The sequence below is a fragment of the Bradyrhizobium sp. genome, assembly GCF_036735945.1.
Classification (GTDB): Bacteria; Pseudomonadota; Alphaproteobacteria; order Rhizobiales; family Xanthobacteraceae; genus Bradyrhizobium.
In genome coordinates, this window is the sequence record NZ_DAINNI010000011.1 from 14705 (window position 1) to 35538 (window position 20834).

Annotated in this window: 17 protein-coding genes and 1 pseudogene; 10 read left to right on the plus strand and 8 right to left on the minus strand. The window is 65.1% G+C overall.

Translation table 11 applies throughout. From position 1 onward, the window contains the following. The first annotated feature begins 56 nt into the window (after positions 1-56). Complete coding sequence (locus tag V7E26_RS06100) at positions 57-347, plus strand: succinate dehydrogenase assembly factor 2 (protein WP_324414538.1); 291 nt, start codon at positions 57-59, stop codon at positions 345-347. Next, the gene (gene mfd / locus V7E26_RS06105; protein ID WP_324414539.1) at positions 344-3862 is read left to right on the plus strand and encodes a transcription-repair coupling factor; all 3519 of its coding nucleotides are present in this window, start codon (positions 344-346) and stop codon (positions 3860-3862) included. Before V7E26_RS06100 ends, mfd begins: the two co-directional genes overlap by 4 nt. Before the next feature lie 144 nt (positions 3863-4006). Here mfd and V7E26_RS06110 read toward each other — a convergent pair whose 3' ends face one another. The 3 genes from V7E26_RS06110 to V7E26_RS06120 all read right to left on the minus strand — a co-directional run bounded on the left by V7E26_RS06110 (position 4007) and on the right by V7E26_RS06120 (position 8663). Continuing rightward, positions 4007-5248: a GGDEF domain-containing protein gene (locus V7E26_RS06110; RefSeq protein ID WP_324414540.1), complete on the minus strand. Its 1242-nt coding sequence runs from the start codon at positions 5246-5248 to the stop codon at positions 4007-4009. Between the two features lie 87 nt (positions 5249-5335). Beyond that, the gene (locus V7E26_RS06115) at positions 5336-6841 is read right to left on the minus strand and encodes an AMP-binding protein (RefSeq protein ID WP_324414541.1); all 1506 of its coding nucleotides are present in this window, start codon (positions 6839-6841) and stop codon (positions 5336-5338) included. 58 nt (positions 6842-6899) lie between these two features. Beyond that, positions 6900-8663 carry an extracellular solute-binding protein gene (locus tag V7E26_RS06120; RefSeq protein WP_324414542.1) on the minus strand — a complete coding sequence of 588 codons (1764 nt, stop codon included), beginning with the start codon at positions 8661-8663 and terminating at the stop codon, positions 6900-6902. A 323-nt stretch (positions 8664-8986) separates the two neighbouring features. Here V7E26_RS06120 and V7E26_RS06125 point away from each other — a divergent pair, with 323 nt between their 5' ends. Continuing rightward, a complete protein-coding gene (locus V7E26_RS06125; RefSeq protein WP_324414543.1) occupies positions 8987-9760 on the plus strand; it encodes an invasion associated locus B family protein in 774 nt (257 codons plus the stop codon). Positions 9761-9833: 73 nt separating this feature from the next. Here V7E26_RS06125 and hspQ read toward each other — a convergent pair whose 3' ends face one another. After that, the gene (gene hspQ / locus V7E26_RS06130) at positions 9834-10166 is read right to left on the minus strand and encodes a heat shock protein HspQ (protein WP_027537766.1); all 333 of its coding nucleotides are present in this window, start codon (positions 10164-10166) and stop codon (positions 9834-9836) included. Between the two features lie 123 nt (positions 10167-10289). Between hspQ and V7E26_RS06135 the strand changes: the two genes are divergently transcribed. Next, positions 10290-11243 carry an AEC family transporter gene (locus V7E26_RS06135; protein WP_324414544.1) on the plus strand — a complete coding sequence of 318 codons (954 nt, stop codon included), beginning with the start codon at positions 10290-10292 and terminating at the stop codon, positions 11241-11243. A 70-nt stretch (positions 11244-11313) separates the two neighbouring features. Here V7E26_RS06135 and V7E26_RS06140 read toward each other — a convergent pair. Beyond that, a pseudogene (locus V7E26_RS06140) lies at positions 11314-12526 on the minus strand (UbiH/UbiF family hydroxylase). 135 nt (positions 12527-12661) lie between these two features. Here V7E26_RS06140 and pcsA point away from each other — a divergent pair. The 3 genes from pcsA to V7E26_RS06155 all read left to right on the plus strand — a co-directional run bounded on the left by pcsA (position 12662) and on the right by V7E26_RS06155 (position 15175). After that, the gene (pcsA, locus tag V7E26_RS06145) at positions 12662-13396 is read left to right on the plus strand and encodes a phosphatidylcholine synthase (RefSeq protein WP_324414545.1); all 735 of its coding nucleotides are present in this window, start codon (positions 12662-12664) and stop codon (positions 13394-13396) included. Beyond that, positions 13393-14130 carry a TerC family protein gene (locus V7E26_RS06150; protein ID WP_324414546.1) on the plus strand — a complete coding sequence of 246 codons (738 nt, stop codon included), beginning with the start codon at positions 13393-13395 and terminating at the stop codon, positions 14128-14130. Before pcsA ends, V7E26_RS06150 begins: the two co-directional genes overlap by 4 nt. Before the next feature lie 70 nt (positions 14131-14200). Next, on the plus strand, positions 14201-15175 hold the full coding sequence (locus V7E26_RS06155) for a quinone oxidoreductase family protein (RefSeq protein ID WP_324414547.1): 975 nt from the start codon (positions 14201-14203) through the stop codon (positions 15173-15175). On the opposite strand, the gene V7E26_RS06160 is transcribed toward V7E26_RS06155, so the two are convergent. The 3 genes from V7E26_RS06160 to rimO form a co-directional block, all read right to left on the minus strand. Beyond that, positions 15084-15734, minus strand: a complete 651-nt coding sequence (locus tag V7E26_RS06160; RefSeq protein WP_324414548.1) for a GNAT family N-acetyltransferase — start codon at positions 15732-15734, stop codon at positions 15084-15086. The two genes, V7E26_RS06155 and V7E26_RS06160, sit on opposite strands and share 92 nt — an antisense overlap. A gap of 64 nt (positions 15735-15798) precedes the next feature. Then, entirely contained in the window at positions 15799-16995 is a 1197-nt protein-coding gene (locus V7E26_RS06165) for an acetylornithine transaminase (protein WP_324414549.1), read from the minus strand. Between the two features lie 258 nt (positions 16996-17253). Then, entirely contained in the window at positions 17254-18579 is a 1326-nt protein-coding gene (gene rimO / locus V7E26_RS06170) for a 30S ribosomal protein S12 methylthiotransferase RimO (protein ID WP_324414550.1), read from the minus strand. A gap of 114 nt (positions 18580-18693) precedes the next feature. Between rimO and V7E26_RS06175 the strand changes: the two genes are divergently transcribed. The 3 genes from V7E26_RS06175 to V7E26_RS06185 all read left to right on the plus strand — a co-directional run bounded on the left by V7E26_RS06175 (position 18694) and on the right by V7E26_RS06185 (position 20832). Beyond that, complete coding sequence (locus tag V7E26_RS06175) at positions 18694-19284, plus strand: ANTAR domain-containing response regulator (protein ID WP_324414551.1); 591 nt, start codon at positions 18694-18696, stop codon at positions 19282-19284. Then, entirely contained in the window at positions 19281-20447 is a 1167-nt protein-coding gene (locus V7E26_RS06180; RefSeq protein ID WP_324414552.1) for a CmpA/NrtA family ABC transporter substrate-binding protein, read from the plus strand. Before V7E26_RS06175 ends, V7E26_RS06180 begins: the two co-directional genes overlap by 4 nt. Positions 20448-20679: 232 nt before the next feature. Continuing rightward, a complete protein-coding gene (locus V7E26_RS06185) occupies positions 20680-20832 on the plus strand; it encodes a hypothetical protein (protein ID WP_324414553.1) in 153 nt (50 codons plus the stop codon). The last annotated feature ends 2 nt before the right edge of the window (positions 20833-20834 follow it).

The following is a 20834-nucleotide window of genomic DNA, read 5'->3' on the forward strand; positions in this document are numbered from 1 at the left end:
CTATATCAACCCCCGCCCGGCACGTCCGGGCTTTTGGCGTTCGAATGGATGGGACAATGACGGGTACGACACGATCGAGTGGTGGCCTCGACGACCGCCGCAAGCGGCTTCTGTTTCGCTGCTGGCATCGCGGTACCCGCGAGATGGATCTCATCCTGGGCCGCTTTGCGGATGCTGAGATAGCCACCCTGCGCGATGACGAACTGGCCGAGCTCGAGCGCCTGATCGAGGTGCCCGATCCCGATCTCTATGCCGCGCTGACCGGCGACCGGCCGCTGGCGCCCGACTATGCCGGAGCGCTGTTCGACCGGATCAAGGCGTTTCGCGCCGTGGACCACGACGCATGAAGGCGCCGGTCAAATCACCCGCTGCGCTGCTGGCGCCCGGCCGCGCGCTGACCTTCGCCAATGTCGCCGAGGGCGCCGAGGGGCTCGTCATTTCGGACCTGGCGCGCGCGGTGGCGGCGAAGCCGAAACCGCCGGCCGTGAGCCTTGCAGTAGTTTGCCGCGATGGCCCGAGGATGCAGCAATTGGCACGGGCGCTGGAATTCTTCGCGCCCGACCTGCCGGTGATGCAGTTTCCGGCGTGGGACTGCCAACCCTATGACCGGGTGTCGCCGCATGGCGGCATCCTGGCCCAGCGCCTGACCACGCTGGCGCGGCTGTCGCGCCTTAAGGGCAGCGACAAGCCGCTGATCGTGCTCACCACCGTCAACGCCATCGTGCAGCGCGTGCCGGCGCGCGAAGTGGTGGCGGCGCAGGCGCTGTCGGTCGCGCCGGGCCACGTCGTGCCGATGGACTCCATCGTCGCCTGGCTTGAGCACAATGGCTACAACCGCTCCTCGACCGTGCGCGAGCCCGGCGAATACGCCGTGCGCGGCGGTATCCTCGACCTGTTTCCGGCCGGGCTGGAGCAGCCGGTGCGGTTCGACTTCTTCGGCGATAGCCTGGAATCGATCCGCACCTTCGATGCCGAGACCCAGCGCACGCTGCTCGACATGCGCGCGCTCGATCTGGTGCCGGTCTCCGAGTTCCAGCTCGTCACCGAGACCATCCGCCGCTTCCGCATGGGCTATGTCGCGGCCTTCGGCGCGCCGCAGCGCGACGATCCGCTCTATGAGGCCGTCAGCGAGGGCCGGCGCCATCCCGGCATGGAGCACTGGCTGCCGCTGTTCCAGGAGCGGATGGACACGCTGTTCGACTATCTCGACGGCGCGCCGGTCGCGATCGAGCCGCAGAGCGAGGATGCAGCGCGCGAGCGCTTCAAGCAGATCGCGGATTATTACGAGGCGCGGCGCGAGGCGCTGGAGCATCCGGGTTCCGGCGCGATCTACAAGCCGCTGCCCCCGGATCGCCTCTATCTGGCGGAAGCCGAGTGGACCACGCGGCTGGGCGAGGCCGCCGTGGCGCGGCTGACGCCGTTTGCGGTGCCCGATGGCGAGGCCGACGTCTTCGACGCCGGCGCGCGGCAGGGCCGCAACTTCACGCCCGAGCGTGCTGATACCTCGGTCAACGTGTTCGAAGCCGTGGTGGCCCATGTGCTGGCATCGCAAGCGAAGCGCAAGAAGGTCGTGATCACGCTGTGGAGCGAAGGCTCGCGCGACCGCATGGCGAGCATGCTGCGGGATCACAAGCTTGCCAACGTCACCAGCGTCAACACCTGGCGCACGGTGCAGGCGACGCCGCGCAACGAGGCCATGCTCGCGGTGGTCGGCATGGAGAGCGGGTTCGAGACCGACGAATTCGCCGTGATCACCGAGCAGGACGTTCTCGGCGACCGTCTGGTGCGGCCGCGCAAGGCAAGCCGCAAGCTCGACAACTTCATCTCGGAAGTGACGAGCCTTGCGACCGGCGATCTCGTCGTCCATGTCGAGCACGGCATCGGGCGCTTCGTCGGCCTGCAGACGATCGAGGTCGGCGGCGCGCCGCACGACTGTCTCGAACTGCATTATGCCGCCGAAACAAAGCTGTTTCTGCCTGTCGAGAACATCGAGCTGCTATCGCGCTACGGGTCCGAGGGCACCACTGTCGAGCTCGACCGTCTCGGCGGCAGCGGCTGGCAGGCGCGCAAGGCCAAGCTCAAGAACCGCATCCGCGAGATCGCCGGCGAACTGATCAAGATCGCGGCCGAGCGGCATCTGCACGAAGCGCCGAAGATGCCGGTGCAGCCGCATGTCTATGACGAGTTCTGCGCGCGCTTCCCCTATGAGGAAACCGAGGACCAGTTGGGGGCCATCACCTCGACATTGAAGGACCTCGAAAGCGGCCGTCCGATGGACCGGCTGATCTGCGGCGATGTCGGCTTCGGCAAGACCGAGGTGGCGCTGCGCGCGGCGTTCGCCGTCGCCCTCGAAGGCAAGCAGGTAGCGGTCGTGGTTCCGACGACGCTGCTGGCGCGGCAGCACAGCAAGAATTTTTCCGAACGGTTCCGCGGCTTCCCGGTCAATGTCGCGCAGGCCTCCCGCCTGATCCCGGCCAAGGAACTGACGCAGGTCAAGAAGGGGCTGACCGAGGGCAATGTCGATATCGTGGTCGGCACCCACGCGCTGCTCGGCAAGGCGATCAAGTTCAAGGATCTCGGTCTCCTGATCGTCGACGAAGAGCAGCACTTCGGCGTCAGCCACAAGGAGCGACTGAAGCAGTTGCGGGCGCAGGTGCACGTGCTGACGCTGAGCGCGACGCCAATTCCACGCACGCTGCAGCTTGCGCTGACCGGCGTGCGCGACCTCTCGATCATCGCTTCGCCCCCGGTCGACCGGCTGGCGGTGCGCACGTTCGTGGCGCCGCATGATCCGCTGATGATCCGCGAGGCGCTGCTCCGCGAACGCTACCGCGGCGGACAGTCGTTCTATGTGGTGCCGCGGATCGAGGACCTCGCCGGCGTCAAGGATTTTCTCGACAAGAACGTGCCGGAGATGAAGGTCGCGGTCGCGCACGGCCAGATGCCGCCGACCGTGATCGAGGACATCATGTCGGCGTTCTACGACGGCAAGTACGACATCCTGCTCTCGACCACCATCATCGAGTCCGGCCTCGACATCCCGAACGCCAATACGCTGATCGTGCACCGCGCCGACATGTTCGGCCTGGCGCAGCTCTATCAGTTGCGCGGACGGGTGGGCCGATCGAAGCTGCGGGCCTATGCGCTGTTCGCGCTGCCGGCGCAGCAGAAGATCACCGCGCAGGCCGAGCGGCGGCTCAAGGTGCTGCAGTCGCTGGAAACGCTGGGCGCGGGCTTCCAGCTTGCTTCCCACGACCTCGATATCCGCGGCGCCGGCAACCTGCTCGGCGAGGAGCAGTCCGGCCATATCAAGGAAGTCGGCTTCGAGCTCTATCAATCCATGCTGGAGGAGGCGATCCTCAACCTCAAGGCCGGCGTGGCGGAGCCCGTCGCCGACCGCTGGTCGCCGCAGATCACGATCGGCATGCCGGTTCTGATCCCGGAGGATTACGTCAACGACCTCGCGGTGCGGCTGTCGCTGTATAGGCGGCTCGCCGATCTCGAGACCGACGAGGAGATCGACAATTTCGCCGCCGAGATGCGCGACCGGTTCGGCGTGCTGCCCGACGAAGTCCGCTACCTCTTCAAGGTCGCGGCGATCAAGGCCTATTGCAGAAGGGCCAATGTCGAGAAGATCGATGCCGGCCCGAAGGGCGCCGTGATCTCGTTCCGCGACAACAGCTTCGCCCAGCCGGACCGCCTCGTCGCCTTCATCCGCCAGCACGGCCAGGCCGCCAAGGTGCGGCCCGACATGAAGGTGGTGTTCCTGCAGACCTGGAAGACGCCGGAAGAGCGGCTCTTGGGCACGACGGAGATCATGCGGCAGCTTGCCAACCTCGCGGAGAGCAAGAAGGCGGCGTAGTTGGTCTTGCGTCCCGGACGCGGCGCAGCGCGTAGCGCTGCTCCGCAGAGCCGGGACCCATTCGGACATAACCGATGGCCCCCGGATCAGCAGCGCACCGCTGCGCGCTGCGCAGCATCCGGGGAACGTCGCGGCTGGGCCGGGCTACGACGCCGCGCGCTGCGCGTCGTCCTGCAGGCGCGAGCGCAGCGACTTTGCTGAATCATTCGGCAGCAGCGTGGCGACCGAAATCGTCGGCTCCGACCGCGCATCGCGCTTGCCGTGGCTGGTATGGCGCATCACGCTCGATAGCCGCCGCGCGATGGTGTGGGCCGTCTTCAGGTCGGCTTCGGCAAACACCACGACGACCGAGCCGTCTTCCTCGGCCGCGCCGAAATCCATCCGCCGCATCAGGCGGCTGATGATCCGCGCGCCGTCGAACTGTGCGCGGGGATGTTCGGAATCGAACGCAAAACGGGCAACCGACAATCCGCCGCCGCGCTGCTGCGTCTGGTAGATGGCGCTGGCAAAGTCGCGCTCGAAGGCCGCCGGTGTGAGCAGGCCGGTGCGGGCGTCGACCAGGCCTTCGGCGTCGATCGCCTTCAAGGTGCGGCTCAGCTGCGCTTCGAAGGCGTGCTGGCGGAGCAGTGGCAGCACCGTCGCCACCACCAGGGCGGCGTCGCCGGACACCATCTCGAGGTTCGGCAGATCGTAGGCCGGCGCCAGGTCGCCCGCCGTCACCACGACGGGAAGATTGCGGAAGCGGGCATCCTCCGCCAGCACCGTGAGAAAGGCGTCGATCACGCGCGGGCTGAACCCTTCGCCGAGCACCATGCCATCGATGTCGCGGCTGTTGAGATGTTTGGCGGCCGCCTCGATCGACAGCGCGCCGACCAGGCCAGAACGTTCGCCGAGCGCGACCGAGAGTGTTGGATAGGCGCCACCACGGCCGACCAGCAGCACGGTCGCATCGCGTGCGGGATCGATATGCGACAGCGTCATCGGCGTTGCCGGCACCAGCCGGCGCATCACGGTCGCATGCAGCGAGCGTACGCGCAGCGCGGCGCGGAGGCGGGCCGCCAGCCGGTCGGCGCCGCTTGGCGTCTGCAAGATTTGACCCCGGAAGAACGGAATGACGTTGTCCGGAAGCGGAATCGTCGGATCGACCGCGATCACGGGCAGATAGGGCTGGCGCGCCGTGACCCGCGTTGCGAGTTCGGCCAGTCTGGATTGATCGTTTGCGGAAGTTGCTACCAGAACAGCAGCAGGCTGCACCTGCTCGACGGCGCGCGCGGCGTCCGCCCATTCGGTCTCGATTACCGGAAACAGTCTCGCAACGTCGAGCGTGGCGCCGAAGGATGGCCGGCGCGCGCTCGCTACGAGGAGGATCGGACCTTGCTGGGACATCTGCAACTCGGATCAGGCACGGATATGAAACCGCGATCCTAGTTTGCGGCGCTTAATGCGCCGTCAACATCGGTTACCGAAGACTCCTCAAGCGGCGCTGCTCTTGTCCCGAAAGGCTTCGATCATCAATGGGTTAAGGCCTAGTTCTGTCAGCGCGTCGCGGGCGCGCGCGTTGTCGAGCGCGCGGCCGGCGAGCCGATGGCCGCTGAGGCGGTCAGGCAACGCGGTCAACAGCGCCCCCTGGCCGAGCCGCCGCGCCCATTCCTGCAGGTCCTGGGCGAGGAAGCGGTAGCCGCCGACAGCCATGACGCCGGACGGCGGTGCGGTGATGTTGATCGCGCCGGTCACGCGGTCGAGCCGTGCCGCATAATCCGTATCGACGTAGTCGCGCGGCGGGGTCGCAATCATGGAGTCGCTCGGCGGTGGAGGCGGCGCATAGGCGACGACGGGCACCATCGGCCCGCGAAGGCCCAGCGTTCCGCGCGAGGTCAGCAGGATTTCGCCCGCGATCGACGACCCCGGCAGTTCGCGCGGCGCCCCGTGGGGACCGGGCTTGATCAGGGCCGGCGAGCCATCTTCCGCGATGCGCCGCGCGCCGAACAGGCCGGCCTCGCCGAACAGGTAGACGTCCGTCATCGACGCGCTCTTCGCCGACCAGCCCGCGCTGGAGCTGACCTGCTCCGGCGTGCGCCACAGGCCAATGACATTGCGCAGGCTCGGCATCCGCCCGACAAGGTCCATTTCGTCCAGCCGCAGCGCCAGTTGACCCGGCGCAATCAACGTGTCGCAGCCCTGTTCGTTGATCTGCTGTTCCAGCACGTCGTCGTCGAACGGATGGTGCAGGACAAGCGTGCCGCCCGACAGTAGCCAGACCGCCAGCGACGAGGCGAGGCCGGCAAACGACATCGGCGAGAAGGCCGACAGCACCTTCGCGCCCTGCGGAATGTCGCTTTCGAGCGACATGGCGAGCCCACCGGCGATCAGGCCGAGATGAGCGCGCGGTATTGGACGAAAGCCGTCAGCGGTGACGTCGAAGGAAATCAGCGCCGCCTTGCGGCCGTCCTGAATCACGGCGCGCGCGGTCGGGGATTCCCGGAAGATCGCGTTGTCGAGCGAGGCCATGCCCTCGGGCAAGTCGCTGCCGAAGCCGCAGACATGGCGGATCGAGAACGCCTCGGCGGCGGCGTTCATGGCGAGATCCGAGTAGATCACGCCGTCGACCTTGTTCATGGTCACGATCGCGCGTGCCGCGGTGCGGTTGAGCGCCATCGTCAGTTCCGACTGCCGCCAGAGCAGCGGCAGTACCGCAACGACGAGACCGGCGCGGAAGGCGGCAAGCACGGTGATCGCGAATTCGATGGTGTTCGGCAACTGGACCGCGATCACCGAATTGGATGGCAAGCCTGATTCGATGAAGTGCGCCGCGAGCGACGAGATCATCCGGTCGGCCTGCGCGAAGGTGAGACGCTTCGGCGGCTGTCCGGTCACGCGCAGCTTGTTGAGCGGATCGACCAGCGCCAGCGCGTCCGGCTGCCGAGCCAGGTTCCGTTGGAACAACGTATCGAGCGTTGGCGACGCGGTGGGCTGGGTCACGGGGTTACTTCAGCTCTATCACGAGGGTTGCACCACTTGGCGAATTCACTCGGTACATTCACTTCGCTTGCGGCTTCTGCCACCAGGTTTCCGGAAGGTAGCCCGTTAACGCGGTCGCTTCAGGAGTTTCTATCCGATTCCAGCGCGCAATCCATTGCTCCTGCACGTTAAACACAGGGATCGCGTAGAAACCGGATATCAGGACGCGATCGAGCGCCCGTACGGCGGAGACAAAGGACGGCCGCTCGCGCGCTTCCAGCAGCGCCGCGATCATCGCGTCGATGGCGGGGTCCTTTGCGCCCATGTAATTGCGGGTGCCGGGAATGTCGGCGGCCTGGCTGCCCCAGTAGAAGGATTGCTCATTGCCGGGGGACAGCGACTGATCCCAGCGGTTCTGCAGCATGTCGAACTCGTAGCCGAGCCGGCGCTGGTCGAACTGCACGGGATCGACCGCGCGAACGCTGGCCTCGATGCCGGCGCGCTTGAGATCGCGCTGATAGGCCAGCGCGATGCGCTCCTGGTCTCGCGTCGTCACCAGGATTTCGAAGCTCAGCGGTGTCCTTGTCGATCGCTGCCGCAGCACGGTGCCGTCGAGTTCGTACCCGGCCTCCGACAACAGGCCCAGCGCCTGCCTTAACGTCGTGCGATCGCGGCCTGACCCGTCGGTGACGGGCAGGCGATAGCTGCCGTCGAGAATGTCGGGCCGGATGCGGGCGGCAAACGGATTCAAGAGTTCGCGCTCGCGGTCGTCGGCAGGGCGGCCATAGGCGGAGAGTTCGGACCCTGCGAAGAAACCGGCCGCGCGCGCATAGAGGCCGAAGAAATAGTTGCGGTTGATCCACTCGAAATCGAACAGCAGCGTCAGCGCCTGCCGAACGCGGATATCCGAGAACATCGGACGCCGGGTGTTGAACACCAGAAATTCCGATGGCTGTGGCATTCCGGTCTTGATGGTGTCGCGGATCACCTCGCCGCTCCTGGCCGCCGGAAAATCATAGCCGTCGTGCCAGCGCAGCGGCTCGTTCTCGACGCGAAAATCGTAGAGACCGCGCTTGAACGCCTCGAACTGGCCGTTGGCCTCGCGATAGAAGTCGAGCCTGATCTCGTCAAAGTTCCACAGACCCTGATTGGCAGGTAGATCGCGGCCCCAATAGTCGGGATTGCGGGTCAGGGTGACACTGGCCCCCGGCTTGACCGCAGTAACGCGATAGGGGCCTGATCCCACCGGTCCGGTCATCGTGGTCTGTTCGAACGTTGCGGGATCAACCACATGCCGCGGCAGCACCGGCATCAGGCCGAGGATCAGCGGCAGTTCACGGTCGTTGGTCCCGCCGAAATCGAACCGCACCGTGAGCGGGTCCAGCGCCTCGGCCTTTGCGACTTTGGAATAATACTGCCGGTGATTGGGGCGGCCCTTGTCGCGCAGCAACGCCCAGGAGAACAGCACATCCTCGGCCGTAACGGGTTTGCCGTCGGCGAAGCGCGCCTTGGGGTCCAGGTGGAAAGAAACGAAGCTGCGCGCATCGTCGGTCTCGACGCTCCTGGCCAGCAGGCCATAGAGGGTGAAAGCCTCGTCATTGCCGCGGGCCATCAGGCTCTCGACCACGTAGCCCCTGACCTGCTGCACGGCGATGCCGCGGACGATGAAGGGATTGAGGCTGTCGAAGGTTCCAAGGACACCCCAGACCAGCCGGCCGCCCTTCGGCGCGTCGGGATTGGCGTAGGGCATATGCGTAAAATCGGCGGTAAGGGCGGGCTCGCCGTGCATCGCCAGCGCATGGCTTTCGGCCGCCATGGCGGGGTGCATGGGCTCGATCTGCATTGCACCCAGCGCGAGGGTAACCACAGTCAGCACACGCAAAAAGATATGCACCAAGGGGGGCAGAGGCGAGAGGTAACCTGATTCGAAAATGCGCACCGGAAAGCTTTACCATGGCTTGCGCCCCAACCTTCGAGGAACGCCAAAGACGCCTGTCGGCATTGATCTTTTCGCTCGCCGCTGTATTGAAGGCGGGCAATTGATCAGGGTGGGAACGCCGGTCACGTATCCGCCTCAATTGCCAACGAGATAGCCGCCTCAGCGCGGGTAGGGTGTCGGCGTCTGTAGCGGTTTCGGGCGCTCCGGTTCAGAAAGGGTTTTCCGCAATGAATTTCCGTATCTTGGCCGGGTCGATCCGGCCGCGTGGGCAGATTCTGGCCCTGTTGGCGGCCTCGGCGCTCTCGGCAACGTTGATCGCATCCACCGCGCAGGCCCAGGCGCCCGCGCCGGCTGCCCCGAAGGCGGCGCCGAAGGCGGCTCCCAAGGCTCCCGCGCCCGCCCCGCAGGCCCCTGCGGCGGGCGCCCCCGCGGCTGGCGCGCCCCAGCAGCAGCAGGAGCAGCAGGTCCAGCTGATCTACGCGCCCTGGACCAAGTTCTGCCTGAAGGGACAGGAGGCCGGCGCCAAGCAGGTCTGCTTTACCGGCAAGGACGGCCGCATCGAGTCCGGCCAGCCCGTCATCGCCGCCGTCATCATCGAGCCGGAAGGCGAGCCGAAGAAGCTGCTGCGCGTTACCCTTCCGCTCGGCATGCAGCTCGTGCACGGCACCCGGATCATCGTCGACAGCAACCCGCCGCAGCAGAGCCCCTACGTCATCTGCTTCCAGAACGGCTGCATGTCCGACTACGAAGCAACTCCCGAGCTGATCGCCAGCCTGAAGAAGGGCCAGAACCTCGTCGTCCAGGCGATCAATTCGAACGGCGCGCCGCTGACGCTGCCGCTGCCGCTGGCCGGCGAATTCGCCAAGGCCTATGACGGTCCGCCGACCGACCCGAAGCAGTTCGAGGAAAACCAGAAGAAGCTGCAGGAAGAGCTGCAGAAGCGTGCCGAAGAGCAGCGCAAGAAGCTCGAAGCCGCGCCTGCCAACCCGGCAACGAAGTAACCGCTCTCCGCAGTGTTCGACACAACACAAAAGGCGCCCGAGGGGGCGCCTTTTTCGTTGCAGCCGAAACTGGCTAATTAAGCGAAGGGTTGCGAGGGCGGTAGCCGCCCGATTTGTCTTTCACGAAGATCTCGGCGACCTGCGAATGCCGGATCGGCTCACCGGAATCGTCAGGCAGCAGGTTCTGCTCGGAGACATAGGCGACGTATTCCGATTCCGAATTTTCCGCGAGCAGATGATAGAACGGCTGATCCTTGTGAGGGCGAACTTCCTCGGGGATCGACAACCACCACTCCTCGGTATTGTTGAATTCCGGATCGATGTCGAAAATCACGCCCCGGAACGAGAACACCCGGTGGCGGACGATCTGCCCGATCTGAAATTTGGCGGTGCGCGCTTTGATCATATCTCGTCGAATAGACCATGATTGTGGCCGATGCTAGAGGCATCAGGACGAATTAACCTTTACCCGGGGTAACCAGTTCTGCCCGCATACCCCCGAAATTACTGACGAAAAGACGCTTTCGCGATGGCCGATATCCTCAACCTTGCGCTTCCCTATTTCGGCCTGATCTTCATCGGCTTCGCCTGCGGCAAGACAAGGGGGCTGCCGGAATCGGGCCTCGCCTGGATGAATTTCTTCCTGCTCTACGTCTCGCTGCCGGCCTTGCTGTTTCGCATCATGTCGGAGACGCCGTTCTCCGAGCTGAACAACCCGCCCTTCCTGATCGCAACCACGCTCGCCACCGTGAGCGCCTTTCTGGTTGCCATGGTGGCGGGGCGCATCCTCGGCGACCTGTCGCTGCGCAAGGCCACCATGGCGGGTCTGGCCGGCGCCTACGGCAATATCGGCTATATGGGGCCGGGGCTCGCACTGGCCGTGCTCGGCGCCAAGGCGGCGGCACCGACCGCGTTGATTTTCTGCTGCGACAGTATCTTTCTGTTCACCATCGTTCCGCTGCTGATGGCGCTGACCGATCGCGAGCATCCGTCCTTTCTGCATGCCGTCGGCGTGGCCGCGCGACAGATCGTGCTCAATCCACTGATCATGTCGGCCGTTCTCGGAGCTCTGGTCGCAGCGCTCCACATTCCGCTGCCGACCGCGCTCGATCGGACGCTGCTGTTCCTGCAAAACGCGGCGGCGCCGACCGCGCTGTTCGTGCTTGGTGTCACCGTGGCGCTGCGGCCGTTCGACCGCGTGCCCTGGGAAGTGCCGGGCGTGATCGCAACCAAGCTCCTGATCCACCCGCTCATCGTGTTCGGACTGATGCTGCTGTTCGGGCCGTTCGCGCAGCCCTGGGCGGCGACCGCGGTGCTGATGGCCGCGCTGCCGCCGGCGCTGAACGTGTTCGTGATGGCCCGGCAGAACAACACCTGGATCGAACCGGCGTCGGTCGCCGTGCTGATCGGGACCTTCGCCTCCGTGGTCACGCTGACCAGCGTGATGTGGTTCCTCCAGAGCGGACGGCTGGCGTTTCCATAGGCGCGATACGCCGACACAAAATCGCGAAAACAACCCCATGCAAAGTAGAGTTGGGCCGGTTCGCGGCGAGCTAAATCACGCGCTTCCAGGTCGGCGCCAGTCCCTCGCGCATGGCGAGCCGTCGCAGCGGGCCGAACGAGCCGAGCAGGTGCATGCCCGCCGCGCGCAGCGATTGCAGGCCCAGGAAATCGCTGAGCAGCGAACGGTTCGCGACATCGATGGCGATCAACCGGCTCGCAACGTCGGCGCGGCGGGCGCGGAAGATGCGCTTGGGGGGGGGACTGGTAGCGCGCCAGCACCGCCGATGATCCCGGATCTTCGCCGCGCGAAAGCGCATCGCCGGCGATGTCGGCGATGTCGGCCGCATCGCGCAGTCCCATGTTGAGCCCCTGCGCACCGATCGGCGGCACCACATGGGCTGACTCCCCGACCAGCGCGACGCGATGGCTGGCGAACTGCTCGGGACGCTCGATCGTCAGCGGAAACAGGTTGCGCCCGGCCTCCACCTGGATACGGCCGAGAATGGAATGCGATTGCCGTTCGGCGGCCTCCGACAATTCCTCGTCGCTGAGCGACATCAGCCGCTCGGCTTCCCGGGTAGTGGCAACCCACACCACGCTGCAGCGGTTGCCGGGCAGGGGAACGAAAACGCAGGGACCTTGCGCGGTGTGAAACTCGGTCGAGATGCCCTGATGCGGCCGCGAATGGCTGATGTTGAAGGTCAGCGCCGACTGATGCAGGTCGCGGCGGCTCACGCCGATTCCGGCTGCCTTGCGGGAGGGCGATTGCCGGCCGTCGGCACCGATCACCAGGCGTGCGGCAAGCGGCTCGCCCTTGCCGGTACTGACCGTGACAAGCTCATCCCGCGGATCGATCGCGGCGGCCTCGCCATCAAATCGGGTGAGGTTGGGGAGTTCGGCGGCGCGTTCTTCGAGGGCGACCATCAGCGAGCGATTGTCGATGTTGTAGCCGAACTGTTCGAGGCCGATCTCGTCGGAGGTGAAACGCACCTCGGGCGCGCGGATCAGCCGGCCGGTGTCGTCAACGAGGCGCATGGTACGCAGGGCCGCAGCCTTGTCGCGGCATCGGGGCCAGACGTCCAGGCGTTCGAGCAGGTCGGTCGAAGCGCCCAACAGCGCCGTCGTGCGGTTGTCGGCGTAGGGGACACGGCGCGCGAGCAGGGCGGTCTTCGCACCTGCGGCGGCCAACGCGATCGCCGCGGTCAATCCGGCCGGCCCGCCGCCGATCACGGCGGTGTCATAAACCTGCGATGCATCCTTCATATCAGGACAATTGACGGTTTGAGCCGACATTTTCAAGCCATCAACCGGCCGAATTGCTTCCACCCAATCGCGCGGCGGAACGCCGCAAGCGCCGATATGCAAATCGGGGCGATTCCTGATAGCACTGCCCGAGCTATGGACCAGAGCACAGAGCCAGATTCCCTCCCGGTGGGCGGCCGAATGCGGACCGCCGCCTTCTCGATCCATGTCCTGACGGCGTTGGGGGCGGGCATCGCGTTGCTTGCGATGCTGGAAGCGGTACGCGAGCATTGGGCCAACATGTTCGGCTGGCTCGGCGTCGCCCTGATCGTCGACGCGATCGACGGCCCATTGGCGCGAAGGCTGGATGTCGTGCGGCTGCAGCCGAACTGGTCGGGCGAGGTGCTCGATCTCGTGGTCGATTTCGTGACCTATGTGTTCGTTCCGGCCTATGCCATCACCGCGAGCGGGATGCTGCTGCCGCTCGCCGCGCCACTGCTCGGCATCGGCATCGTGGTGTCGAGTGCGCTCTATTTCGCCGACAGGCGCATGAAGGCCTCCGACAATCACTTCCGTGGCTTTCCGGCGCTGTGGAACGCGGCGGCATTTTATTTGTTCTTGCTGCACCTGCCGCCGGTCCTGTCCACGCTCGGAATCGCAATCCTGATTGCGTTGACCTTCGCCCCGTTTCACGTCCTGCATCCGCTCCGCGTGGTGCGCCTGCGCTGGTTGACGTTGTGGCTCGTCGCCGTCGGTGCCGCGCTTGCGATGTATACGATCGCCCGCGACTTCAACGTGGGCCCGCCGATCGTCTTCGGGCTTTGCGCCATTGCGCTCTACATTGTCGGGAGCGATGCGGTGATCCGGAAAATAAGGTCGTTCAGGGCATGATAGAATTACTGGCGAGCCCGGAAGCCTGGCTGGCGCTGGCGACCTTGACGGCGCTGGAAATCGTGCTCGGCATCGACAACGTCATCTTCATTTCGGTGATCGTCTCGCGCATCCCGCCGGCGCAGGCCAGGCGCGCGCGCCAGATCGGACTCCTGCTGGCGCTGGTGTTTCGCATCATCCTGCTCAGCCTGCTGGTGTGGCTGATCGGCCTCACCGAGCCCATCGTGACCGTGAGAAGCGTCGAATTGTCCTGGCGCGACGTCATCCTGATCGCCGGCGGCGCGTTCCTGATCGCGAAAGCAACCCATGAAATCCACGCCGAGGTCGAAGCAAGCCACGGCGAGTCCGACACCGAGCCGAAGGCCGGCGTGTTCTTGATGGCGATCATCCAGATCATCATCATCGACATCGTGTTCTCGCTGGACTCGATCATCACCGCGATCGGCATGGCGCAGGATATCGAGATCATGATCGCGGCCGTCGTGATCGCCTGTGCGGTGATGTACATCTCCTCCGGCCCGGTGGCGAAATTCGTGGCCGATCATCCGACCACCAAGATGCTGGCGCTGGCGTTCCTGGTGCTGATCGGCGTGGCGCTGGTGGCGGACGGTTTCAAATTCCACATCCCGCGCGGCTACATCTACTTTGCGATCACGTTCTCGGCCGCCGTCGAGATGTTCAACGTGCTGGCCAGGCGCAACCGCCGGAAGACCCCCAGGCACCCGGCGAGTTGACAAGGGACCGGCGATGGCCTTCGTTGCGCTCAGGTAGGGCGCTTGAGCCGATACCGAAGGAGAGACTGCAATGACCAAGGCCGTGCGCGTGCACAAGGTGGGGGGTCCGGAAGCCCTGGTGTACGAAGACGTCGAGGTATCGGCGCCTGGGCCGGGCGAGGTCCGCATCCGTCAGCACGCCGTCGGCCTGAACTTCATCGACGTCTATTACCGCACCGGCCTCTACAAGGCGCCGGGGCTGCCGTTCATCGCCGGCAACGAAGCCGCCGGCGAGGTGACTGCTGTCGGTCCCGGCGTTACCAATTTCCATCCCGGCGATCGTGTCGCCTATTATTTCAACCTTGGCGGCTATGCCAGCGAGCGGGTGATCCCGGCGGACAAGCTGGTCAAGCTGCCCGACCACATCACCTACGAACAGGGCGCCGTCCTGATGCTGAAGGGCCTGACGGTCTGGTATCTCCTGCACAAGACCTTCAAGGTCGAGCCCGGCCATCGCGTGCTGATCCACGCCGCCGCCGGCGGCATCGGCCTGCTGGCCTGCCAGTGGGCGAGGGCGCTCGGCGCGCATGTCATCGGCACCGTCGGCTCCAAGGCGAAGGCCGATCTCGCGCTGTCCAACGGTTGCGATCACGTCATCCTCTATAACGAGGAGGATTTCGTGGCGCGGGTCAAGCAGATCAGCCGCAACGAACTTTGCGACGTCGTCTATGACGGCGTCGGCAAGACCACGTTCCCGGGCTCGTTGTCATGCCTGCGCCCGCGCGGCCTGTTCGTCAGCTTCGGCAACGCCTCCGGCCCGGTGCCGCCGTTCGCGCTCGCCGAACTCAACAATCACGGCTCGCTGTTTGCGACGCGGCCGAAGCTCAACGACTATGTCTCCACCCGCAAGGAACTGCTCGAAGGCGCCGACACGCTGTTCGCCGCCGTGATCAACGGCAAGCTGCACGTGCCGATCAACCACGCCTACGCGCTGAAGGACGCCGCCAAGGCGCATATCGAACTGGAGAGCCGGGCGACGACGGGCGCTGCGATTTTCCGGCCGTAGCTTCACCGGAGCCAGCTGGTTTATACGCTGGATTGGCTGATGATTGCGGCGGGCTAGGCCCAAGGAATTTCACCATCAGGATGTCGTCGTAGTAACGCCCGCCGTGCTTCAGCGCGTTGATCTGATGGCCGTACTCGATAAAGCCTGCCTTGGCATAAAGCCGACGCGCTGCCTCGTTCTCGGTGACGACGGCGAGCTGAAGCTGCTCGACATGGCTGGACGCGTAGGCCACGGCCGCCTCGATAAGGCGTTCGCCGATGCCGTGCTGGCGGGCTTCACGTCGTACATACATGCCCCAGATCATGGCCTTGTGGCGCTGCTTGGCATCGGCATGCGAGCGCAGCCCGACCACGCCGACCAGCCCCTGCGGAAGGAATACGCCGAAGACCCGCGACTGCGTGATCAGTTCCTTGAACCAGTCCAGCGGCCTGTCTCGCTCATCCTCGAACGTCGAGGCGAATGCTTCCGGATGCTGGCATAGCCCCTCGAGGCGGATGTCCCTGTAAGCCAGGGCATCGAGGCAAGTGAGTAGTCTGGTCTCCGGATCAGCTCTGGTCACGTCTATCCCCCGAGTTACGTATTCGGGAGCCGCGCGCGCAATGCTGCGCGGCTCCCGTCGCGACTTATGCCACTCGCCGCGCCGCGCCCGCCTTGACCAAAATCGCATCGAGGCAATCGATCACCAGCGATATCTCCTCGCGCGTGACGTTGAGCGCCGGCATGAAGCGCAGCGCATCGGGCTGCGGCGAGTTAATCAGCACGCCGTCGGCAAGCGCCTCGGCCACGATCGCGGCGCCGATCGGCAGCTTGAGGTCGAGCGCGAGCAACAGTCCGCGTCCCCGTACCTCGCCCAGACCATGCCGTGCCGACAGCTTTTGCAACTCGCTCTCCAGGTACAGGCCCGCCTCCACCGCAGCCTTCAGGAATTGCGGCTTCGAGACTTCCTCGAGCACGGCCAGTCCTGCGGCGCACATCAGCGGATTGCCGTTGAAGGTGCCGCCCTGGTCGCCGTGCTCGAAGCACGAGGCTTCCCTGGTCGCGAGCAGGGCGGCCAGCGGAACGCCGCCGCCGATGCCCTTGCCGAGCGTCATGATGTCGGGCTCGATGCCGGCATGCTCGTAGTGGAATAGCTTGCCGGTCCGGCCCATGCCGGTCTGGATCTCGTCGACGATCAGCAGCAGGCCGTGCGCTTTGGTCAGCGCGCGCAACTCCTGCAGAAATTGATCTGATGCCGGCCAGACACCGGCTTCGCCCTGGATCGGCTCCAGCATCACGGCGACCGTGTTGTCCGAGATCAGCGCCTTCACTGAATCGAGGTCGTTCAGCCGCGCTTTGCGGAAGCCCGAGACTTTCGGCTCGAACAGCGGCTCGAACGCCTTCTTGCCCGAGGCCGACATGGTGGCGAGCGTGCGGCCGTGAAAGCCACCCTCGAAGGTGATGATTTCGAACGCGCCGTTCTTGTGTTTGGCGCCGTATTTCCGCGCGAGCTTGATGGCGCCTTCATTGGCCTCCGCCCCGGAGTTGGCGAAGAAGACCTGGTCGAAACAGCTCTTCTCGACCAGCGCCTGCGCCAGTTTCAGGCTGGGACCGTTGTAGAAGGCGGGGCTTGGCGTCAGCAACAGCTTGGCCTGCGCCGCGAGGGCTTCGGCGACGACAACAGGCGAATGGCCGAGGCAGTTGACGGCCCATCCCTGCATGAAATCGAGATAGCGCTTGCCGGCATCGTCCCAGAGATAGGCGCCTTCGCCGCGGACGAACACGGCCTGCGGGCGGGCCGTGATGTTCATCAGCGCGTCGAAGGCAAGGGCAGCGTGGGTCATGTCGATCTCCTCTGGGGTTTTGTGGAAGGGGCGGGCCGAAACGCAAGAAGGCCGCACTTTTGAGGGTGCGGCCTTCTCGAAAACGTGGCTGAAAATCTAGCTAGTCAGCGTTGTCGTCGGACATGGCGCGCCCCATCATCGTCGCGGGAGCGACGACGCAGGCAGGCGCGGCGGGTGGTCCGGTTCAGCTTCATGGCGATGGCCCATACAGCCTGATGGCCGGCCGTGTCAAGCGAGCAAGGATCCGAGCGGGGATGATCAGAACCCCGCGACGCTGCCGTGCAGATCGTACTGGTCGGACCGCTCGATCTTCGCGGTGACGATCTCGCCGACCTTCAGCGGGCGGCGGCTCGACAGATAGACCGCGCCGTCGATCTGCGGCGCGTCGGCCTTTGAACGACCCTTTGCGACGGTCGGTCCGACTTCGTCGATGATGACCTGCTGCCTCGTGCCGACCTTGCGCTTGAGGCGGCGGGCAGAGATTTTCTGCTGCCGCGCCATCAGCGCGTTCCAGCGCTCCTGCTTGATCTCGTCGGGGACGACGCTTCCGATCGTGTTGGAGGCGGCACCGGCCACCGGCTCGTATTTGAAGCAGCCGAGCCGGTCGATCTCGGCTTCTTCGAGCCAGTCGAGCAGATAGGCGAAATCGGAATCGGTCTCGCCGGGGAAGCCGACGATGAAGGTCGAGCGCAGCGTCAGGTCAGGACATTCCTCGCGCCACTTCTTGATCCGCGCCAGCGTCTTTTCCTGCGCGGCCGGACGCTTCATCGCCTTCAGAACTTCGGGGCTGGCGTGCTGGAAGGGAATATCGAGATAGGGAAGGACCTTGCCTTCGGTCATCAGGCCGATGACCTCGTCGACATGCGGGTAGGGGTAGACGTATTGCAGCCGCACCCAGGCGCCGAGTTCGCCGAGCTCCTTGGCGAGGTCGAAGAATTTGGCGCGGACCTGGCGATCCTTCCATGGACTTTCGGCATATTTCACATCGACGCCATAGGCCGACGTGTCCTGCGAAATGACCAGCAATTCCTTGACGCCGGCACTGACCAGTTTCTCCGCCTCGCGCAGCACGTCGTTGGCCGGGCGCGACACCAGATCACCGCGCAGTTTCGGGATGATGCAGAAGCTGCAGCGGTTGTTGCAGCCTTCGGAAATCTTCAGGTACGCGTAGTGCCGCGGCGTCAGCTTGACGCCCTGCGGCGGCACCAGATCGAGATGCGGATTGTGCATCGGCGGCAGGGCGCGGTGCACCGCCTCCAGCACGCTCTCATATTGCTGCGGGCCCGTGATCGACAGCACGCCGGGATACGCCGCCTCGATCTGTTCGGGCTCGGCGCCCATGCAGCCGGTGACGATGACCTTGCCGTTCTCCGCCATGGCGTCACCGATGGCGCCGAGCGACTCCTGCTTGGCGCTGTCGAGGAAGCCGCAGGTGTTGACGATGACGATGTCGGCGCCATCGTGCTTGCGAGCGAGTTCATAGCCCTCGGCGCGTAGCCGGGTGATGATGCGCTCTGAATCGACCAGTGCCTTGGGACACCCAAGCGAAACAAAGCTGATCTTGGGCGCGGCGGCCTGTTGCATATCCAAATCTGCCTGATTGATGAGCACGAACTAGTCCCAATTGCCCACAATTACAAGACTTTGCGGGGCGGTCTTCCGTGCTAAGGAAGCCCTGCCGGGTTAAAGAGTTGATCGATGAGCGCTGAGTCGTCGCCGAAAATCGTCATTGTCGACGAAAGCCCGATCCGGGCCGCAATCCTGGAGGAGGGATTGCGGGAGGCCGGTTTTACCGGCGTCGTGCATATCAGCGAGATGCAGAGCCTGTTGGCGCGGATCTATGCGCTGGACCCCGACGTTATCCTGATCGACCTGGAAAACCCCAGCCGCGACGTGCTGGAACAGATGTTCCAGGTCAGCCGCGCCGTGCGGCGGCCGATCGCCATGTTCGTCGACCAGAGCGACGCCGCCTCGATCCAGGCCTCCGTCGATGCCGGCGTTTCCGCCTATATCGTCGACGGCCTGAAGAAGGAGCGGATCAAGCCGATCCTCGACCTCTGCATCTCCCGCTTCAACGCCTTCTCGAGGCTGCAGGACGAACTCGACCGCACCAAATCCGCGCTCGAGGAGCGCAAGGTTATCGACCGCGCCAAGGGCATCCTGATGAAGGTGAAGGGCCTCACCGAGGAGGAGGCCTATGTGCTGATGCGCTCCACCGCGATGCGCGAGAAAAAGAAGATCGGCGAGATCGCGCAGTCGATCCTGACCGCGTCGGAGTTGCTGAAATGACCACACCGCTGCATGTCGGATTCATTCCGCTGGTCGACGCCTCCGCGCTGATCATCGCCGTCGACAAGGGCTTTGCCGCCGCCGAGGGGCTCGATGTCACGCTGGTGCGGGAAGTGTCGTGGTCGAACGTCCGCGACAAGCTCAATATCGGCCTGTTCGACGCCGCGCATCTGCTGGCGCCGGTGGCGATCGCGTCCAGCCTCGGGCTCGGCCACGTCAAGGTGCCGATCGTGGCGCCGTTCAACCTCGGCCTCAACGGCAATGCGATCACGGTGTCGCCGGCGCTGCATGCCGCCATCATGGGCGAGATCGACGGCGATGCGCTCGATCCGATGGCGACCGCGCTGGCGCTCGCCCGGGTGGTCGCGAAGCGGCGCAAGAGCGGGGCGGATCCGCTGACCTTCGGCATGACGTTTCCGTTCTCGACGCATAACTACCAGCTCCGGTTCTGGATGGCGGCGGGCGGGGTCGACCCGGACGAGGATGTGCGGCTGGTGGTGCTGCCGCCGCCCTACATGGTGGACAGCCTCGCCAACGGCCAGGTCGATGCCTTCTGCGTCGGCGCGCCCTGGAATTCGATCGCGGTCGATCTCGGCATCGGCCACATCCTGCATTTCGTATCCGACATCCTGGTGCGCGCCGCCGAGAAGGTGCTCGCGGTACGGCAGAACTGGTCGGAGAAGAATCCGCAAGTGCTGGCGGCGCTGGTGCGTGCTGCCGCGAAGGCCGCCGATTTCATCGAGCGCCCCGAAAACCGTGCCGAGGCCGCACAGATCCTGGCCCGGCCCGAGCGGATCGGCGTCGATGCCGAGGTGGTCCAGCGCACCCTCGACGGCCGGCTGAAGGTGTCGCCCGACGGCAGCAGGCGCGAGAGCAGCCGCTATCTGCTGGTGGGCCGGGAAGGGGCTGGCAGGCCCGACCCGGCGCAGGCGGCCTGGCTCTATGCCCAGATGGTGCGCTGGGGCCAGACCGAGATGCGGCCGGATGCGCTGCTGACAGCGATGGGTGTGTTCAGGCCGGAGCTCTATGATGCCGCCATGGGACGTTCAAAAGGCGTCTCCGAGGCCCCCAGTGCCATCGGCGCCTTTGCCGGCCCGGCATTCGATCCGGCCGATATCGCGGGACATCTGGCGGCGTTCAAGATCGGCCGCTGGAAGGCTTGATCGCTACGGTCGACTGGTCTTGAAAACACCGGTTCCAGCGGGACGTTGACCAATCAAGGTTCCAACTGGCTCAAATCCGCTCGAATAAAAATACCGCTTCGGGCGGGAGACGGGGAATTTTCCCCTCAAATCAACCGGGGTCAGAGCGGCGGCATCGCTATTTCGGCCGATGCCTTGCATCCCGAACCGATCGATATTCCATATGCAGTCCATGCTGCGTTGGAGATCGACCATGCGCGAACTATCGGCGGAAGCCCGCCTGCACCTTTACGCACGTTCGTTGTCCCGCCGTTCCGGCACCGGCTTTCACACCGCGGCGCTCTACAGCGCGTTGGCGCTGATCGCCGCGATCGTGTTCGGCACGCTGTCGGTTCATCCGTTCTAGGA

Coding starts and splice junctions, on each gene's coding strand:
- V7E26_RS06180 (WP_324414552.1), top strand. CDS start 19,281: ATGACCACACCGCTGCATGTCGGATTCATTCCGCTGGTCGACGCCTCC.
- V7E26_RS06135 (WP_324414544.1), top strand. CDS start 10,290: ATGGCCGATATCCTCAACCTTGCGCTTCCCTATTTCGGCCTGATCTTC.
- rimO (WP_324414550.1), bottom strand. CDS start 18,579: ATGCAACAGGCCGCCGCGCCCAAGATCAGCTTTGTTTCGCTTGGGTGT.
- V7E26_RS06155 (WP_324414547.1), top strand. CDS start 14,201: ATGACCAAGGCCGTGCGCGTGCACAAGGTGGGGGGTCCGGAAGCCCTG.
- V7E26_RS06175 (WP_324414551.1), top strand. CDS start 18,694: ATGAGCGCTGAGTCGTCGCCGAAAATCGTCATTGTCGACGAAAGCCCG.
- V7E26_RS06125 (WP_324414543.1), top strand. CDS start 8,987: ATGAATTTCCGTATCTTGGCCGGGTCGATCCGGCCGCGTGGGCAGATT.
- V7E26_RS06110 (WP_324414540.1), bottom strand. CDS start 5,248: ATGTCCCAGCAAGGTCCGATCCTCCTCGTAGCGAGCGCGCGCCGGCCA.
- V7E26_RS06120 (WP_324414542.1), bottom strand. CDS start 8,663: ATGCAGATCGAGCCCATGCACCCCGCCATGGCGGCCGAAAGCCATGCG.
- pcsA (WP_324414545.1), top strand. CDS start 12,662: ATGGACCAGAGCACAGAGCCAGATTCCCTCCCGGTGGGCGGCCGAATG.
- V7E26_RS06150 (WP_324414546.1), top strand. CDS start 13,393: ATGATAGAATTACTGGCGAGCCCGGAAGCCTGGCTGGCGCTGGCGACC.
- V7E26_RS06165 (WP_324414549.1), bottom strand. CDS start 16,995: ATGACCCACGCTGCCCTTGCCTTCGACGCGCTGATGAACATCACGGCC.
- mfd (WP_324414539.1), top strand. CDS start 344: ATGAAGGCGCCGGTCAAATCACCCGCTGCGCTGCTGGCGCCCGGCCGC.
- V7E26_RS06100 (WP_324414538.1), top strand. CDS start 57: ATGACGGGTACGACACGATCGAGTGGTGGCCTCGACGACCGCCGCAAG.
- V7E26_RS06185 (WP_324414553.1), top strand. CDS start 20,680: ATGCGCGAACTATCGGCGGAAGCCCGCCTGCACCTTTACGCACGTTCG.
- hspQ (WP_027537766.1), bottom strand. CDS start 10,166: ATGATCAAAGCGCGCACCGCCAAATTTCAGATCGGGCAGATCGTCCGC.